The 16,760-nt window shown below is 46.9% G+C and carries 18 protein-coding genes; 16 read left to right on the top strand and 2 right to left on the bottom strand.

Annotated elements, in window-relative coordinates:
* Nucleotides 1-4 precede the first annotated feature (4 nt).
* Nucleotides 5-685, bottom strand: coding sequence for a hypothetical protein (locus KBS54_02180; GenBank protein ID MBQ0054937.1), 681 nt, complete (start codon nucleotides 683-685; stop codon nucleotides 5-7).
* A gap of 39 nt (nucleotides 686-724) precedes the next feature.
* Entirely contained in the window at nucleotides 725-1,207 is a 483-nt protein-coding gene (purE, locus tag KBS54_02175) for a 5-(carboxyamino)imidazole ribonucleotide mutase (GenBank protein MBQ0054936.1), read from the bottom strand.
* A gap of 439 nt (nucleotides 1,208-1,646) precedes the next feature.
* Between purE and KBS54_02170 the strand changes: the two genes are divergently transcribed.
* The 16 genes from KBS54_02170 (at nucleotide 1,647) to rho (ending at nucleotide 16,746) form a co-directional block, all read left to right on the top strand.
* Nucleotides 1,647-2,939, top strand: coding sequence for an NCS2 family permease (locus KBS54_02170; GenBank protein ID MBQ0054935.1), 1,293 nt, complete (start codon nucleotides 1,647-1,649; stop codon nucleotides 2,937-2,939).
* A gap of 178 nt (nucleotides 2,940-3,117) precedes the next feature.
* On the top strand, nucleotides 3,118-3,870 hold the full coding sequence (truA, locus tag KBS54_02165; GenBank protein ID MBQ0054934.1) for a tRNA pseudouridine(38-40) synthase TruA: 753 nt from the start codon (nucleotides 3,118-3,120) through the stop codon (nucleotides 3,868-3,870).
* A 58-nt stretch (nucleotides 3,871-3,928) separates the two neighbouring features.
* Nucleotides 3,929-4,972, top strand: a complete 1,044-nt coding sequence (locus KBS54_02160; GenBank protein ID MBQ0054933.1) for a rod shape-determining protein — start codon at nucleotides 3,929-3,931, stop codon at nucleotides 4,970-4,972.
* Between the two features lies 1 nt (nucleotide 4,973).
* Nucleotides 4,974-5,417, top strand: a complete 444-nt coding sequence (locus tag KBS54_02155) for a YkgJ family cysteine cluster protein (GenBank protein ID MBQ0054932.1) — start codon at nucleotides 4,974-4,976, stop codon at nucleotides 5,415-5,417.
* 11 nt (nucleotides 5,418-5,428) lie between these two features.
* Complete coding sequence (locus tag KBS54_02150) at nucleotides 5,429-5,575, top strand: hypothetical protein (protein MBQ0054931.1); 147 nt, start codon at nucleotides 5,429-5,431, stop codon at nucleotides 5,573-5,575.
* Nucleotides 5,576-5,766: 191 nt separating this feature from the next.
* Complete coding sequence (locus KBS54_02145; GenBank protein MBQ0054930.1) at nucleotides 5,767-6,711, top strand: calcium/sodium antiporter; 945 nt, start codon at nucleotides 5,767-5,769, stop codon at nucleotides 6,709-6,711.
* A 53-nt stretch (nucleotides 6,712-6,764) separates the two neighbouring features.
* Nucleotides 6,765-7,967 (top strand): DUF3084 domain-containing protein, encoded by a 1,203-nt coding sequence (locus KBS54_02140; protein MBQ0054929.1) that lies wholly within the window; start codon nucleotides 6,765-6,767, stop codon nucleotides 7,965-7,967.
* Nucleotides 7,968-7,995: 28 nt separating this feature from the next.
* Complete coding sequence (locus tag KBS54_02135) at nucleotides 7,996-8,250, top strand: alcohol dehydrogenase (GenBank protein MBQ0054928.1); 255 nt, start codon at nucleotides 7,996-7,998, stop codon at nucleotides 8,248-8,250.
* A 54-nt stretch (nucleotides 8,251-8,304) separates the two neighbouring features.
* On the top strand, nucleotides 8,305-9,498 hold the full coding sequence (gene metK / locus KBS54_02130) for a methionine adenosyltransferase (GenBank protein ID MBQ0054927.1): 1,194 nt from the start codon (nucleotides 8,305-8,307) through the stop codon (nucleotides 9,496-9,498).
* A 93-nt stretch (nucleotides 9,499-9,591) separates the two neighbouring features.
* A complete protein-coding gene (locus KBS54_02125) occupies nucleotides 9,592-10,416 on the top strand; it encodes a pyridoxamine kinase (GenBank protein MBQ0054926.1) in 825 nt (274 codons plus the stop codon).
* A 27-nt stretch (nucleotides 10,417-10,443) separates the two neighbouring features.
* On the top strand, nucleotides 10,444-10,953 hold the full coding sequence (locus KBS54_02120) for an O-acetyl-ADP-ribose deacetylase (protein MBQ0054925.1): 510 nt from the start codon (nucleotides 10,444-10,446) through the stop codon (nucleotides 10,951-10,953).
* A 180-nt stretch (nucleotides 10,954-11,133) separates the two neighbouring features.
* A complete protein-coding gene (locus KBS54_02115; protein ID MBQ0054924.1) occupies nucleotides 11,134-11,340 on the top strand; it encodes a hypothetical protein in 207 nt (68 codons plus the stop codon).
* A 212-nt stretch (nucleotides 11,341-11,552) separates the two neighbouring features.
* Entirely contained in the window at nucleotides 11,553-13,661 is a 2,109-nt protein-coding gene (locus tag KBS54_02110) for a DUF262 domain-containing protein (protein ID MBQ0054923.1), read from the top strand.
* A 283-nt stretch (nucleotides 13,662-13,944) separates the two neighbouring features.
* Nucleotides 13,945-14,502: a ComF family protein gene (locus tag KBS54_02105; GenBank protein MBQ0054922.1), complete on the top strand. Its 558-nt coding sequence runs from the start codon at nucleotides 13,945-13,947 to the stop codon at nucleotides 14,500-14,502.
* A 104-nt stretch (nucleotides 14,503-14,606) separates the two neighbouring features.
* The gene (locus tag KBS54_02100) at nucleotides 14,607-15,206 is read left to right on the top strand and encodes a hypothetical protein (GenBank protein ID MBQ0054921.1); all 600 of its coding nucleotides are present in this window, start codon (nucleotides 14,607-14,609) and stop codon (nucleotides 15,204-15,206) included.
* Nucleotides 15,151-16,746: a transcription termination factor Rho gene (gene rho, locus KBS54_02095; protein ID MBQ0054920.1), complete on the top strand. Its 1,596-nt coding sequence runs from the start codon at nucleotides 15,151-15,153 to the stop codon at nucleotides 16,744-16,746. Before KBS54_02100 ends, rho begins: the two co-directional genes overlap by 56 nt.
* Nucleotides 16,747-16,760: the final 14 nt, after the last annotated feature.

The following is a 16,760-nucleotide window of genomic DNA, read 5'->3' as shown; positions in this document are numbered from 1 at the left end:
CAGCCTACGCGAAGAAAAGCTTTGAAAGCGTCATAGGGTCGATATATTTTCCGTCTTTGTAGACGCGCATGTTTCCTGATGCGATTTCGTCAATAAGCATGACGTTTCCGTCTGCGTCGTAGCCGTATTCAAATTTGATATCGTAGAGTACGAGACCTTTTTCAGCAAGGTCGTCCGCTACGATTTTCGTTATTTTCTGAGTCATTTCCTTAATGTCGTCGTACTGACGTTCTGACATTACGCTAAGAGCAACGAGAGCGTCTTTCGTAACAAGAGGATCACCCTTTGCGTCGTCCTTGAAAGTTGTTTCAACGTAGGCGGGGAGATCCGCGCCTTCTTCGATGTATTCGCCGTAACGGCGGAAGAAGCTGCCTACCGCTTTGTAACGGCAGATGACTTCAAGCCCGTGTCCGAAAACTTTTGCGGGAAGAACTTCCATTGTTGTGTCGGCGAGATTTGCACTTACGTAATGAGTGCGAATGCCTGCCGCGTTTATTTTTTCAAAGAAGTAAATCGACATGCGGAGATTGACATCGCCGACGCCGTCGATTTTAAGTCCAACCGAATTTTCGCCCGGATCAAAAACGCCGTCTTTGCCCGTGCAGTCGTCCTTGAACTTGAGGAGATAGTTCCCGTTGTCAAGTGAGAATACGTCTTTTGTTTTGCCGGAGTACACTTTGTTCATTTTTAATTTCCCCTTTTATATGGAATAATAAATAATTGCTTACAGTTTGAGACTGCTGTCTTTTGCGAGAACCTTTGCCTTGTCGGCGGCGCGTTTAGCTGAAAGCTTTTCCGCAAGCTCAGTGTCCTCAACGGCAAGAATTTCAGCCGCAAGCAGGGCGGCATTTGCCCCGCCGTTCACGGCGACCGTTGCCACCGGTATGCCCGAGGGCATCTGGACTGTCGCAAGAAGCGCGTCCATTCCGTCGAAAACCGCTGATTTGCACGGAATGCCTATAACGGGAAGCGTCGTGTTCGCCGCCACGACCCCCGCCAGATGAGCCGCCATTCCCGCGGCGCAGATGATTGCTCCGAAGCCGTTTTTGCGCGCGTTTGCGGCAAAATCATGCGCCTCGTCAGGTGTTCTGTGAGCGGAATAAATATGTGCTTCGTAAGGTATTCCCAGTTCTTTAAAAACGGCGGCGCTTTTTTCAAGAACGGGAAGGTCGCTGTCGCTACCCATAACGATTGCCACTTTTTTCATTGAAATCCTCCTTAAACAATAAGGGCACACTTCTGTAGTGCAGAAATGTGCCCAGACGGTCGGCTTCAACAGTACCCGGGCTTCTCTGCGGTGCTCCGCTTGTCCGTCGGTTGCGCGGGTGCTTTTGCTTAACTTTTACTGTCTATTAGTTTAATTCTAAAGGGCGTTGGCGTCAACATATTGAATTAAAGAAGTTTTTGTAAGGAAAATTTAGGCAGACAGAGCATGGCAGCGTTGTTGTCTTTGTCTGTATACGGGACTGCGGAGGCGTGCGGTTACGCCGCGGCGGCTTAAACGGGGCTGAAAATATTTTTAAAACATCTAAAAATGTAATTAACATAGCGTATATTTTCTGTTTTAAGTCAGGTATTGACCTGCAAAACAAACCTATTAAAATTTAACCCGTGGTGTACACCATAATTAAGGGGGAGAAGCACTGATGTTAGAGAAACTTTTCAAGCTCAAAGAGAACGGCACTGACGCGAAAACCGAAATCATAGCCGGTCTCACAACGTTTATGGCGATGGCGTACATTATCGTCGTCAACCCTGGAATACTTTCCGAAAGCGGAATGCCTTTCGGCTCTGTACTTGTTGCCACCTGTCTCGGCGCCGCTATCGGCTGTTTCCTGATGGCTGCGCTTGCGAACTATCCGTTTGCGCTTGCTCCGAGTATGGGGCTTAACGCATATTTCACCTATTCGGTATGTCTCACGATGGGTGTATCATGGAAAATTGCCCTTACGGCCGTTTTTGTTGAAGGTATCATCTTTATACTCCTCACGCTTTCCAACATACGCCAGATGGTTGTCAACTCGCTGCCGAATACGCTTAAAATAGGTATTTCAGCCGGTATAGGTCTCTTTATAGCCTTTATAGGGTGCAGAGGCGCCGGAATTGTCGTAGACAACCCCGCAACGCTTGTCGGTCTCGGAGTTTTCAAGGGCAATATCCCTCTTATGCTTGCGCTTGCCGGACTTATTCTTATGGTTGTTTTGCAGCACAAGGGCGTCAAGGGCAGCATTCTTATCGGAATCGTTGCGGTGACGCTTCTCGGAATTCCTTTCGGTGTGACAAAGCTTCCGAAGGAAATCGTCGCAATGCCGCCGAGCCTTTCCCCGACGTTTTGGCAGATGGATTTCTCAATGCTTAAGAAGATGGAATTCTGGGTAATAGTATTTGCTTTCTTCTTCGTAGATTTCTTTGATACGGTCGGAACTCTTGTCGGCTGCGCAAGCCGCGTTGACATGCTTGACGAAAAGGGACATCTTCCCAAAGCAGGTCCCGCGCTCATGGCAGACGCGGTGGGTACGGTTTGCGGCGCCGTGCTCGGGACCTCGACGGTCACAACGTTTGTCGAATCCGCGGCGGGCGTCGAGCAGGGCGGACGCACAGGTCTCACGGCTGTCACGGTCGGCATTCTCTTCCTTCTTGCAACCTTCCTTAACCCGATAGTAAGCATGGTTCCGGGCTGCGCGACGGCTCCCGCCCTGATCATGGTCGGTATCTTCATGGTTATGGGGCTTGAGAGAATGGATTTCTCGGACTGGACAGATTTTGTTCCGGCAATTCTCGCAATGGTTATGATGCCGTTTGCGTACAGCATAAGCACAGGTATTGAATTCGGTATCTGCAGTTTTGTCTTCCTTAAGCTCTTTACCGGCAAGGCAAAAGAAATAAGCTGGATAATGTACGTTCTTACCGCGCTGTTTATCATTAACCACATGCTCTAAACGGGAACAGAAAATTTACAACGCACGGAGAGCAGATTATCTGCTCTCCTTTAATTTTGACTGCTGAACACACGCAGTTTACGGCATTTGTCTAAGCAGCGGATTTTAGGTGGTGGAATTTTTGCCGGTTGTCTGCAATAATAATTGCGGGATTAAAGAACTGCACGGGAGGTGCGCAATGAATTTTGCGGCGGAGGTAAGCTACAACGGCGGATTGTTCAGCGGTTGGCAGTGCCAGCCTGGGCTTTCAACGGTTCAGGAGAAAATAGAAAAAGTATTGTCCCTGCTGAACGGCAGCGGCGTAAAAATCACGGGGGCAGGAAGAACGGACGCCGGAGTGCACGCAAAGGGTCAGGTGTGCAGCTTTGAGCTTGACGAGGCATGGAGACCTGACAAACTCATGCTCGCCGTTAATGCCAATCTGCCTCAGGGCGTGCAGTTTATGCGCGTTGCGGAAGCGCCGGATAATTTTAATGCGCGCTTTGACGCCGTTTCCCGTGAGTACGTCTATTTTATGTGGCACGGCAGGGCGGTTTATCCGCACCTTGAGCCGTTTGTAAGCCATATTAAGGCGGGAAATTACGACTGGGAGCTTGCCGCGCAGGCGTGCCGATATCTTGAAGGAGAACATGACTTCGGTGCTTTCTGCAAAAAGAACGAAACGCCGGAAAATACCCTCCGGACGCTGCATTCGGTAAAGCTTTGCCGACGCGGCAGACTTGTCTGGCTGCACGTTAAGGGCAATGCTTTTCTCATGAACATGATCAGGATTATGCTCGGCAATCTTGAGCTGGTGGCGCAGAAAAAGCGTCCGCCGGAATGGATAGAGGAAATGCTTGAAAACGGGGACAGGGAAAGCGGGGGACGAACTTTTCCTCCGAACGGGCTTTTCTTTTGGAGAGTGAACTACCGCAAAAAACTATTTTGCTAAACAAAAGCTGTTTTTTGTTGTACAATAAGCAGACTAGTACGCAGGGAGGCTGAGCGTTTTGTGGAGCAGAGACATAGGAATTGACCTTGGAACGGCTACCGTACTCGTATATATAAAAGGAAAAGGCATTGTACTGCGCGAGCCGTCGGTTGTCGCGCTTGATCAGAATACAGGGAGAATTCTCGCTGTCGGCAATGACGCCAAGATTATGATAGGAAGAACCCCGGGCAACGTGGTTGCAATCCGTCCGCTTCGCGACGGTGTTATTGCAGACTATACTATGACCGAGGTCATGATGCGCGAATTTGTCCGCAAGGTAACCTCCGGCTTTGAGAGGGTTGTCCGCCACCGCATAATGGTGGGGGTGCCCGCAGGCGCGACGAACGTTGAGCGCCGTGCCGTTCTTGAGGCGGCGGTTGAGGTCGGCGCCAAGGAAGCGTACCTCATAGAAGAGCCCATGGCGGCTGCCATAGGCGCGCATCTTCCGATAGGCGAGCCTGTCGGAAACATGGTGGTTGACATAGGCGGAGGAACTTCGGACATAGCTGTTGCTTCTTTGGGCGGACTTGTCGTCTGCGAGTCGCTGCGAGTCGGCGGCGACAAGTTTGACGAAGCCATAATGCGCTATGTACGCCGCCAGTACAACCTTGCAATAGGCGAACAGACCGCGGAAGACGTCAAAAAACAGATAGGTTCCTGTTTCGTGCGTTCCGGCGAAGAAAATATGACGATGGAGATCAGAGGCAGCGACCTTATACACGGTCTGCCCCGCCCGCTTACAATTTCAAGCGCAGACGTTGCCGCCGCGATTGAGGAGTCAATAGGCCAGCTTATAGCGGCAATTAAACGGGTACTTGAAAAAACACCTCCGGAGCTTGCTTCGGACGTTATTGAGAACGGTATCATACTTACCGGCGGCGGAGCCTGCCTGAGAGGACTTCCCGAGCTTATTACAAAGGAAACGGAAATTTCCTGCTCTGTTGCCGAAGACGCTTCCGAATGTGTTGTTATGGGCACGGGCATAGCGCTTGACGCCCTTGACAAGCTTAAAGAGTGCGGAGCCGTATATTCAACGACACGGCGCGGCAGCAGAAGAAAATAATATGCCGGATACACTGCAGACGGAGAACAGTCCGCGTTTTTACGACGGAGGTCTCCGTTTTTCCTGTAAAGAGTGCGGAGCGTGCTGCAGCAAAGACCCGGGTGATATTTGGGTTTCCGAAGCAGAGATTCAGCAGATAGCACAGTATCTCAAAATTTCTGTTGAGGAGCTGACACTGCTTTGCCTCAGGGAAGATATGTGCGGCAATAAAAGCATTAAGGATCTGCCTGAAAGAAATTACGACTGCATATTTCAGGACGCCAATACAAGACGCTGCAAAATTTATCCTGTCCGCCCGAAACAGTGTGCGCAGTTTCCGTTCTGGAAATCCATGCTTGAAAACAAAGCAGAATGGGATTTTTATGCAAAGAGATGTCCCGGAATGAACAACGGAAGGCTCTACACCAAAGAAGAAATCGAAAAAGCAGCCGGATTGGAACCTTAGGAGGAATTATGATGGATGATGCGAAAGTTTGTCCTTTCTGCGGTCTGAGACTTGCCAGAAGATTGTCGCAGGTTAGCGCTACCTGCTGGCGGTATCGCTGCGCAAAATGCAAAAAAGTTTTTATAGTGGACGAAAGCACTGGAGAAATAGTTAAATAACGCAGCATTATCTGCTGTTGACTTTTGTGCGGCGTTGTGTCATACTCTCGGCAGATTAGGGAGTAGTCAGCGCACGGCGCGGCACAGTCAACAATCTCTGTGAGTACACATGGTTGTGCCTTAAACGACGAGACTTGTCTGCATAAGCAGGGAGTCTCTTTTTTTATATTTATGGAAGGTGTGAAGCTTTTATGGGTATTTTGTTTGCGGCACTGATTTTCACGTTCGGCGTTATTCTTGTCATTAAAGGCGGGGACGTTTTTGTTGACGCGGCGAGCTGGATAGCGCACGCGGCGGGAATCCCGACTTTTATAATCGGTGCCACCATAGTCAGTCTGGCTACGACCATGCCCGAGATGATTGTTTCCTGTCTTGCGGCAGCGCAGGGAAAAATCGACATGGCGATAGGCAACGCCGTAGGTTCCGTAACTGCCAATACCGGATTGATAATGGCACTGGCGTTTATTTTTATGAAGGTGGTTATAACGCGCAGAGATTATCTGCCACAATGTGCTATCCTAATTGCCTGCGCGGCGCTTCTTCCTGTCGGTTCTCTGTCAGGTCATTTGTCAGTTTGGTCTTGCATTATGCTCTCGGCTATGTTTGCAGTTTTTATGCTGCTTAATCTGCATCAGGCAAAGGAACAAAGCAGTGCAGCACTGCATTCGGGAGAACAAGTGGCGCAAAATCAAATTGCAAAAAATATAATACTGTTTGTTGTCGGAATAATAATGATAGTCGGAGGCTCGCAGCTGCTTATAAACGGCGGCACAAAGCTTGCGGAAGCCTTTGGCGTGCCTGAGAGAATAATAGCCGTTACCTTTGTAGCCATAGGTACGTCTCTTCCCGAACTTGTCACGACCCTGACCGCCATACGCAAAAAGGAATCCGCGCTTTCGGTGGGTAACATTGTCGGCGCGAACGTAATTGATTTGTCGCTGATACTTCCCGTATGTTCAATAATTTCAGGACGGAAACTGCCTGTATCGGACATAATTTTGAAAATAGATTTTCCCGCCTGTCTCGCGGTTCTGCTTTTGGCGCTTATACCGCTTCTCGGCAGGGAAAAATCAGGCAGAATACACGGTATCGCTGTGCTGTCGGCATATATCGCGTATCTTGCGGTAACCTTGTAAAAGTAGTAATATAATCTGCACAGATACACATAATATCTGAAGGAAGTGCCAAGGTGTCCGAACTTTTAAGCGAGCTTAACTGGAGCCTGATTTTGACGCTGCTGACAGTCAGCGCGGTTGTTGCTTGGTTTGGGGATATTATCGGCATGAAGGTCGGGAAAAAGAGAATCACAATATTCAATCTCCGGCCAAAATACACAACGCGTTTGATTTCTGTGCTTACCGGCGTCGGGATTGCTTTCGCCACGCTGTTTGTCAGCGCGACCGCGAGCGAATCCGTCCGTACGGCAATTTTTAACATGCAATACGTTAAAAATCAGATTTTGAATCTTACCGCGGAATTGAAAACAAACCGCGATGATTTGTCCGCAATGGAATATCAGCTTTTCCAGAATCAGGGTGAGCTTCAGCAGAAAAGAGACAAACTGACGGCGGTTGAAATGGAGCTTGCTCAGGGAACGGCAAAGCTTAATAACGCCAACAAAAAGCTTGAAGAGCTTGAAAAAACTCGGGAGCAGCTTGAAAAAGCAAGGGACAAAGCGGCAGCCGAACAGAAACTGCTTTCGTCAGAGCTTGCAGAGCTGAAGACAAACGTTAAATCGCTCCGCGGCGAAGCGGACAAATTAAAATCCAACGTGCGGCGTCTGCGCGAAGACAGAATTGCGGCGTTTTCGGGCGAAATTCTGGCGCAGGGCGTTGTAGAGGACGCCAAGCAGCTTACTGATGCCAAGATAGACGAACTTATGCTTCTGCTTGCGGCACAGTGCAGGGAAATGCTTGCGCAGCGGTTTAAACAGGACGTTTCAACCATACCTGAACCGGAAATCAGCAGGGAATCTGAAGATCGCGTGCGCAAAGAACTTAAAAATTCAAAAGGCCGGTATCTTGTACGGCTTGCGGCGGTTTCAAACGCTGTCTACGGCGAGCCTGTAGCCACCGAGGCCAGCGTCTACAGCACAAAACAGATATACAAAAAGGGAGAACTGCTTTCAAAGGTTAAATTCAGCGGCACGGAAACGCGCGCCGAGATTGACACAAAAATTTACAACGCGCTGCGCTCCGTAAACCAGAAAGCAGTGCGCGACGGAATATTGAGGGATCCTATTTCCGGAAACGTAGGAAGCGTGGAATCGGCAGAGCTTTCCAATTCTTCGAAAAAAATTAAAGATGAGCAGACGCCGTGCACTCTTGAAATGAGAACTACGAGAGATATTTATACGGAGGGGCCTGTTACCCTCACGCTCAGCGTAAAATAAGAAAATTTTCTGAATCAGGGTGTTTTAAATGTACATTGTTGCCTGCCACAAATGCGGCGAAATAAAGGTTATAAGCAGTATTGCAAACGAAAACGGGGTTACCAGAGCATACTGGTGCTGCCCTGTCTGCGGTACGGGGCAGTCCGTAGAGATAGTTGAGAGCGGAACCGTGCGCTGCGGAAGTCTGAGGGACATAGTTGCAGGGCTTGGCTTTGCGTCGCGCAGCAATTGGAACGAAATGCCGGTGCCGCTTAAAAAGAGTTTTCCCTCAATAGACGATTAAATTAGGAACTTTGCGGCGCAGTCCGCATTGTAAATACAAACGGAGGTGTTTGATATGAGCAAAGAAAGGTATCTCATTTCGTCTGAATCAGTGACGGAAGGACATCCGGACAAACTCGCAGATCAGATATCCGACGCAGTTCTTGACGCTATTTTAACGGACGATCCGATGGGAAGAGTTGCATGCGAAACTCTTGTCAGTACGGGGTTCGTTCAGGTGGCGGGAGAAATCACTACAAAATGCTACGTCGACATACCTGCAATAGCGAGGAAAACGATAAGGGAAATCGGCTATACCCGCGCAAAATACGGGTTTGACGCCGAGACCTGCGCCATACTTACGGCAATTGACGAACAGTCGCCTGATATCGCGCAGGGGGTCAACAATGCACAGGAATTTGCAGGAGACGAATTTGACAGGGTTGGAGCGGGTGATCAGGGCTTTATGGTCGGCTATGCCTGCGATGAAACAGAAGAACTTATGCCGCTTCCGATTTCGCTTGCGCACAGGCTTGCGAGGCGTCTTGCGCTTGTAAGGAAAAACAAAACGCTGAACTATCTCCGTCCGGACGGAAAAAGTCAGGTTACGATAGAATATATCGGCGGAAAAGCCGCCAGCGTGGACACTGTTGTCATAAGCACGCAGCATCACGAAATGACGCCGCTTGAACAGATTCGCGCAGACATAATTGAGCACGTTATTAAGCCTGTAATACCTGAGGAATACGTTGAAAAAGAACCCAAAATCTTTGTTAATCCGACAGGCAAATTCGTAATCGGAGGGCCTCAGGGCGACTGCGGACTAACAGGAAGAAAAATAATCGTTGACACCTACGGCGGGGCAGTCCCTCACGGCGGCGGCGCATTCTCGGGCAAAGACCCGACAAAGGTTGACCGCTCGGGCGCGTACATGGCGCGTTATGCCGCGAAAAACGTTGTCGCGTCGGGCATTGCTTCAAAATGCCAGCTGCAGGTTGCCTACGCAATAGGCGTTGCACGTCCGGTTTCAGTCTATATCAACACGTTCGGGACAGGCAAAGTTTCAGACGAAAAGATAAACGACCTTGTACGCGAATATTTTGATTTCAGACCGGCCGCGATAATCAGCAATCTTGAACTCAGAAAACCGCAGTACAGAAGACTTGCCGCCTACGGGCACATGGGAAGGACAGACCTGTTGCCTCTGCCCAAATGGGAAGAAACGGACAAGGCGGAGCAGCTCGCCAAAGCCGCAGAAAAACTTGCGTAAAAAATAGGCTTAAAAAATCCCTCGCAGCGGGGGATTTTTTTTAGTTGATTTTTCAAATTTGATGTAAAATAACCTGAGCAAGAGGTGACGGAAATGACTTACAGACGAATACTCACAATACAGGACATATCCTGCGTGGGACAGTGCTCCCTCACGGTTGCGCTGCCGATACTTTCAGCCTGCGGGCTTGAAACGGCGATACTGCCGTCCGCGGTGCTTTCCACCCACACGGCAGGCTTCAGCGGCTATACGTTTCGTGATTTGACAGACGACATTCCTGCGATTGCCAAACACTGGGAAAAAGAAAAAATTACATTTGATGCAATCTATACTGGCTATCTCGGCAGCACAAAGCAGATTGACTACGTAAAAGCAATAATTGCCGGACTGCTCAGGCAGGGCGGGGCAAGCTTTGTTGACCCTGCAATGGCTGACAACGGAAAACTCTATCCCGCATTTGACGAAAACTACGTTGAAGCAATGAAAGAGCTGTGCTTTGCCGCGGACTACTGCCTGCCGAACATAACAGAAGCGTGTTTCCTTACAGGAATTGAATACCGCGAACAGTACGATGAAAAATATATATCGGAACTGCTCGGAGCAATGAAAGAAAACGGCGCCGAAAACGTGATACTGACAGGCGTTGGCTATGCGCCTGACAAAACAGGAGTTATTGTTCTTGAAAACGGAAAAACGGACTATTACGAGCACAAGAAAATATCCAAAGGCTGCCACGGAACGGGAGACGTGTACGCGTCAGCCTTTGTGGGGCTTTTTATGAACGGCAGAAACGCCTGTGAAGCGGCAAGGCTTGCCGCGGATTTTACGGTTGCCTGCATAGAAAACACCCAGGACGACCCGCAGCACTGGTACGGCGTGAAATTTGAACCGCTGCTTCATCTGCTTGGTTCAAAATAAAATACTCTGCAATTCGGGGTGAAACCGGTGTCTTTTACCGTAAAACGTCAGGATATAACGAAGCTGAAAGTTGACGCAATCGTCAACGCCGCGAACAAAACGCTTCTCGGAGGTGGGGGCGTTGACGGGGCAATACACCGTGCGGCGGGGCGCGGACTGCTTGAAGAATGCCGCACGCTCGGCGGCTGCGAAACAGGGGAAGCGAAAGCCACAAAAGGCTACGACCTTCCTGCAAAATACGTAATACACACGGTAGGTCCCATATATCGCGACGGAAAACACGGCGAAGCGCAGCTGCTTGCCGCCTGCTACAAAAATTCGCTTGCGGCGGCGGAAAAACTTGGCTGCAAATCTGTCGCCTTTCCGCTGATTTCAGCCGGCGTGTACGGTTATCCGAAAGAAGAAGCAATCAGAATCGCGGCTTCTGAAATAAAAGCATTTCTTTTGACGCCGTACGGACAAGAGTGCGAAGTGTGCCTCTGCCTCTTTGACGAAGAAGCTGTGAGCATTGCAGAAAGAATAAACGCAGGGGAATAAAAGCGACAGAAAATTAAATACAACGGACGGGCTGTTTCAGCCCGTTTTTTGTTCGTACGGAAAAAATAACGGGACAAAATTTGCGTAATGTAAAAATGTTTTCCAAATTAACACAAAATCTCCACAAACAGGAGCTATGCTTAAAAGGCAGAAGGACTGAAACGGAAAGGGGTATCTGAAATGAGAAGAAAAATTATGCGGGCGGCGTCTATTGCGTTTTGTGCGGCTTTGCTCTGTTGCACGGCGGCATTTGCCGGAAACAATGCGGAGCTTTTCCCGCGCTACGAAGCGGACTACTACAGAAGCGGAAACCCAAGCGCAATAGCAAGCGGACAGATTGCAATGCAGGGCAGACCGGAAGAAATTGTCCTAAAAAAAATATTTTAGTACAATCAGACGGACACATAAGTGTCCGTCTGATTGTAGAATAATTGAAGCATACTGGGTGGCACACTTAAATAAATTATGATATCAAGCATAGTTAGAAATATTTGTAAAATGTAAATAGGTTAGAGATATAAGAATATTATTGACAATGTTACTGCTTTATGAGTAAATAACTAATTAGGGTGTAGTGGAGAATTAAGGAGATGGACTCAATGGATGGTACATCAAACAAGCTTGTGCAATATATGAAAGGTTCAAGTCGTTTTGTAATTCCTGTATACCAACGTAACTATGAGTGGAGTATTGAAAACTGTAAAGAATTATTCGATGATTTAATAAAGGTTATTAAAAATAATCGCGTCTCGCATTTCTTTGGTAGCATAGTGTCTGTATGTGATGAATCAGGTGAAGAATTTTTAATCATTGACGGGCAACAACGCTTAACTACCGTGTCGTTACTCTTTCTTGCTATGTATCATTTACTTAGCGACAACAAAATAAAATCAGCCAAAAATAATCTAAAAGAAATGATATATACAACGTATCTTATTGATGAATATGCTGAAAATGACAACTATCGTATGAAATTAAAGCCCGTAATGGGAGACGAAGATGCATATAAATCGCTTTTTGATAACGATAGTGATAAAGTTTATAGTTCACCTGTTATTGCTAACTATAAATATTTTTGTGGTAGAATACTCGACTTTGTGAATTCAATTGATGGGGGTACAGTTGATGATTTGTTTGATGCGATAAAAAAATTAGAGATTATAAAAATAACCCTAAATGGTGATGACAATCCGCAACTGATATTTGAGAGCCTTAACTCGACGGGTGTTGCGTTAAGTGAAAGTGACAAAATTCGCAATTTTGTGCTTATGGGATTGGATAAAAAGAGACAAGAAGTTTTTTATAACAAATACTGGCGAAAGATAGAGCAAAATACAGGCTCTGAAATAGATATGTTTGTGCGTGACTATCTTAGTGTAAAACAAGGTGCAACTCCGAAATTTAGTGCAATATACAAAGAATTTAAGAATTTTACAGCTGATAATACAATGTCGCTTGAAGAACAACTTGCAGATATGCTCTTTTACTCTAAATTGTATCAAAAGTTATTGACTAGCGAAGTTGGGGACTCACTACTTAATATGTGCCTGTATCGACTTAATCGCTTGGAAACGACGGTTGCTAGACCATTTTTCTTGGAAATACTACGTATGCATGAACAAAATGAAGTTGAAATGACAACGGAGAATCTCAAAGAGATTTTTAATGTTATTGAAACATACTATTATCGTAGAACTGCGTGTCATGTGCCAACTAATGCTCTAAACAAAATCTTCTTAACACTACATAAAGATGTGGTGCGTTGCAATGGCACAACTGATAATTATGTGGATAAGGTTAAGTATGTTTTGTTGTCAAAACGTGAAGGTGGACGTTGTCCAAATGACATAGAATTCCTCGAAGCATTTGAAACCAATCAAGTATATACTGGGGCACAAAAAGCGAAGAACTATTTGTTGGAACGTCTAGAAAATTTTGGTACTAGGGAAACAAAAGACGTATACAAAAAACTTGATGATGGCGAGTACACCATAGAGCATATAATGCCTCAGAAAATTACACCTGAGTGGCAGAAGGAATTGGGTGAGGGGTGGCAAAGGGTCTATGATACGTGGTTACATAGAATTGCAAATCTAACATTGACTGCCTATAATAGCAAATATAGCAACAAGTTATATAAAGTCAAAAAGACTGTAGAGAATGGTTTTGCTGAAAGTGGGCTTAGAATGAACCAAAAAATTGTTTCAATTGCTAAAAATGATGTATGGGGATTGAAAGAATTAGAGAGTAGAAACATAGAATTAAAACAGCAAGCATTAAAAATATGGCCTATGCCCGTAACATCGTTTAAACCAACTGAAATTGAACTTGAACATTGTGCACTTGATACTTCTAGTAATTTGACGGGAAGAGAATTGTCAAAATTTAGTTTTATGGATGAAATGCATGAGGGTTCAGGCATGAACTGGATTAGCATGTATAAAACTGTGCTTAAGGAACTTTATTTTCTAGATAGTTCAATATTAACGAGAATTGCAAGTGCAAACAGTCAGGAATTTGGTGCGTGGATCAGCGTTGACAAAAGCAAATTTAGGGAACCTGAAGAAATAGAGACAGGTATCTTTATCGAAAAGAATATTTCTACCACTAGAAAAGTTACAATGCTAAACGATGTTTTTTCTGTATATGGAATACAACCATCGGAACTTGTGTTTTACTTTAAAGACAAGAAAGATACGGATGTGTAACTGTAAAATATAGAGAAAGTTTATCTTGCTACCGGAGGCTCCCTCGGGCAGTTTCTGTGTACCGTTATATGTTCTACCTGGTTTGTTAAAAAAATATGATTTTTTAAGTTTTTTCCTGTATAATTGCTATATGCGGTTCACGGGTAATATTCTGTCTCTTTTGCAGCACTTTCTTTTCCCGCAGCATTGTCCTGTATGCGGCAGACTTGGCGCCGCGTTTTGCGATGAGTGTCTTGAGCAGGCGGTCGGCAGTTTTTCTCCGTTTTGTAGTGTCTGCGGAGGTTTGTGGACGGCATCTTTGTGCAAAAATGCTTTTCCCTGCTATTTTGCGTCTGCCTATGACGGTTACGCAAAGGAATTTCTGCTTAATCTGAAATACCGCAACAGCCGTTCGCTGGGTATTCCCATGGGAAGACTTATGGGCAGGCTTTTTGAGAAAACGGGAGCGGAGATTATTCTTCCCGTGCCTCTGCATATCAACAGCAGCAGAGCTTTTAATCAGACAGAACTGCTTGCGCAGGGGATTTCCGAGGTGCAGAATATTCCTGTGTCAGACATGCTTTTCTGGTCGGATGATTTCGGCAGGCAGGTTGAAAAGAAAGCCGGAGAACGCAAGGCTCTTCCTAAGTCTGCGATCAAATGCCGTCCCCTGTTCGGCAAAAAAGTGCTGCTGGTTGACGACGTGTACACTACCGGAAGCACCGTGCGAAGCGCCGGAGAAGCTGTGCGGCAGGCGGGAGGAAAGGTTGCCGCCGCATATTTCTGGTGCAGGTCAGTGCGGAGGAAAAATTCTGATGAATTTGACGATATAATTGACGCTTTGTCTTTGGAAATCGGCTGATTTCTGCTATAATATCGGCGTTGAGTGATTTAACACAACCAAATGGTGGTCCTATGAGCTGGAGTACGCGGCAAAAAGTTTCATTTTTCCTGATAGTTGTGATTTTGATTTTGTTGGTCTCCGTTTTGTGGAGCTTAAACAAAGTCGGCGGTTACGTCGGCTCCCTTAATGTTTCCAAGGTGTTTGTGTGCAGCGAAATTGAGCCCTCAAGTATACCGGCTCCCGTCAGCGGCAAATTAAATTACGGACAGAACCAGTTGTGTATTTGGTTTGAGTATGACCATGCGGGAAAAGACGACAAGATAAAAATCACCTGTTACAAAGATAAGGAAGAAATAATCAGGCAGCAGGTTGCCCTCGCGCCGAAACAGGGGGTACGAGCGTTTTATCTCGTAAAGGACGATGGAAGTCCTTTGCCGGCAGGGAAGTACAGAGTGGTTATTTCAAATGCGACAAAAGCATGGAAGGCTGTTCCTGATAGTTTTGAAATTATTGATGCGGACGAAGCTGAAACGGATACGAAAAATGCGGCTGCGGTGAAGCGCAAAATCAATGAGCAAAACAAAAATAAAATCAATGCCGGGCGTAAAGCAGATGCCGGAAACAAAACAAAATTTGTAAAAAACAAACACAAATCCGGAGGGGTTCATGTTGCCAAGAACAAAAATAACAGCAGAAAACACCGAAGAGGCGGCAGGCGTTAAGAAAAAGCGCGGGCGTCCGCGCAAGGCTGATTTTGAAAATGCCGCAGACACCCAGCAGAAAAAGCCTGTTCAGTCTGCTGCCGAGACCGAACAGACGGCTCCCAGAAAGCGCGGGCGTCCGCCGAAGACAGTTGAAAAAACGGAAGGCGGCATAACTGTGTCAGAAATTAAACCGAAAGCCTCCGTGGCTGTCAATGAAACCGCTGATGAAAACGGCGGCGCAGGGCAGCGTGTTGAAGCAAAACAGCCGGATAATGTTTCGCAGCAGCATTCGCAGCCTGAATTCAGTTTCAGCGACCTTGCGAAGCTGTCTGTTGCAGAGCTGTACAAGCTTGCAGTACGTTTCAAGGTGCCTGAATACGAGAATCTGCGTTATGACAATCTGATTTTGGAAATTCTGCGCAAGCAGGCGCTGTCCATGGGCTACGGTTTCGGAGGAGGTACTCTTGAAATAAGAACTTCGGAAAACGGTGCGGGTTTTGGCTTCCTTCGTTCGACAGGGCTTCTTCCGGGCAGCGACGATATATACGTTTCAGCTTCGCAGATACGCCGTTTGGGGCTTCGCAACGGAGATTTGGTGTGGGGAGTTGTAAGACCGCCGCGCGAGGGTGAACAGTTTGCGGCTATTTTGCGTGTTGAAAACGTCAGCTGTATGGATCCGGATTTGGCAAAGCAGCGCCCGGTTTTTGAAAAACTGACGCCTGTATTCCCCAATCAGAAGCTTAAACTTGAAACGGAATCCAGAAAGATAGACACAAGAATAGTAGATCTTTTTGCCCCAATAGGCAAAGGCCAGCGCGCTTTGATAGTCTCTCCGCCGAAAGCGGGAAAAACAACTCTGCTGAAGCATATAGCAAATGCAATTACGAAAAATCATCCGGAAATTATCCTTATGGTTCTGCTCATTGACGAGCGTCCCGAAGAGGTTACGGATATGACGCGTTCTGTGTGCGGAGAGGTCATTGCGTCAACCTTTGACCGTCCGGCTGAGGAGCATATCAGGGTTGCCTCGCTTGCTTTGGAAAAAGCCAAGCGTCTTGCCGAAGCGGGCAAAGATATTGTGCTTCTGCTTGACTCAATTACGAGGCTTGCAAGAGCTTCCAACCTTGTCGCCCAGCCGTCGGGACGCACCCTTTCCGGAGGTATGGATCCGGCCGCGCTGTATTTCCCGAAGAAATTTTTCGGCGCAGCCAGAAATATTGAAAACGGCGGAAGTTTTACGATTATAGGTACGACTTTGGTTGAAACCGGCAGCCGTATGGACGACGTAATTTACGAGGAATTCAAGGGCACGGGCAACATGGAGGTTCAGCTGTCCAGAAAGATAGCCGAACAGCGCATTTTCCCTGCTTTGGATATTACAAAATCTTCAACGCGCCGTGATGATCTTCTTGTTTCGGAAGAAGATTTGCAGAGAATAAACGTGCTGAGAAGAAAAATCGCAAACATGGACGAAGCAGAGGTGCTTAATCTTATACTTGAGCGTCTGCGTGCAACTGTTACCAACAGGGAATTTTTGGCAACGATAAGGATTAGATAGACAGGATAATTTCT

The sequence above is a fragment of the Candidatus Equadaptatus faecalis genome (assembly GCA_018065065.1).
Classification (GTDB): Bacteria; Synergistota; Synergistia; order Synergistales; family Synergistaceae; genus Equadaptatus; species Equadaptatus faecalis.
This window is presented reverse-complemented; position numbering and strand designations above follow the sequence as displayed.

Coding starts and splice junctions, on each gene's coding strand:
- KBS54_02180 (MBQ0054937.1), bottom strand. CDS start 685: ATGAACAAAGTGTACTCCGGCAAAACAAAAGACGTATTCTCACTTGAC.
- purE (MBQ0054936.1), bottom strand. CDS start 1,207: ATGAAAAAAGTGGCAATCGTTATGGGTAGCGACAGCGACCTTCCCGTT.
- KBS54_02170 (MBQ0054935.1), top strand. CDS start 1,647: ATGTTAGAGAAACTTTTCAAGCTCAAAGAGAACGGCACTGACGCGAAA.
- truA (MBQ0054934.1), top strand. CDS start 3,118: ATGAATTTTGCGGCGGAGGTAAGCTACAACGGCGGATTGTTCAGCGGT.
- KBS54_02155 (MBQ0054932.1), top strand. CDS start 4,974: ATGCCGGATACACTGCAGACGGAGAACAGTCCGCGTTTTTACGACGGA.
- KBS54_02150 (MBQ0054931.1), top strand. CDS start 5,429: ATGGATGATGCGAAAGTTTGTCCTTTCTGCGGTCTGAGACTTGCCAGA.
- KBS54_02145 (MBQ0054930.1), top strand. CDS start 5,767: ATGGGTATTTTGTTTGCGGCACTGATTTTCACGTTCGGCGTTATTCTT.
- KBS54_02135 (MBQ0054928.1), top strand. CDS start 7,996: ATGTACATTGTTGCCTGCCACAAATGCGGCGAAATAAAGGTTATAAGC.
- metK (MBQ0054927.1), top strand. CDS start 8,305: ATGAGCAAAGAAAGGTATCTCATTTCGTCTGAATCAGTGACGGAAGGA.
- KBS54_02125 (MBQ0054926.1), top strand. CDS start 9,592: ATGACTTACAGACGAATACTCACAATACAGGACATATCCTGCGTGGGA.
- KBS54_02115 (MBQ0054924.1), top strand. CDS start 11,134: ATGAGAAGAAAAATTATGCGGGCGGCGTCTATTGCGTTTTGTGCGGCT.
- KBS54_02110 (MBQ0054923.1), top strand. CDS start 11,553: ATGGATGGTACATCAAACAAGCTTGTGCAATATATGAAAGGTTCAAGT.
- rho (MBQ0054920.1), top strand. CDS start 15,151: ATGTTGCCAAGAACAAAAATAACAGCAGAAAACACCGAAGAGGCGGCA.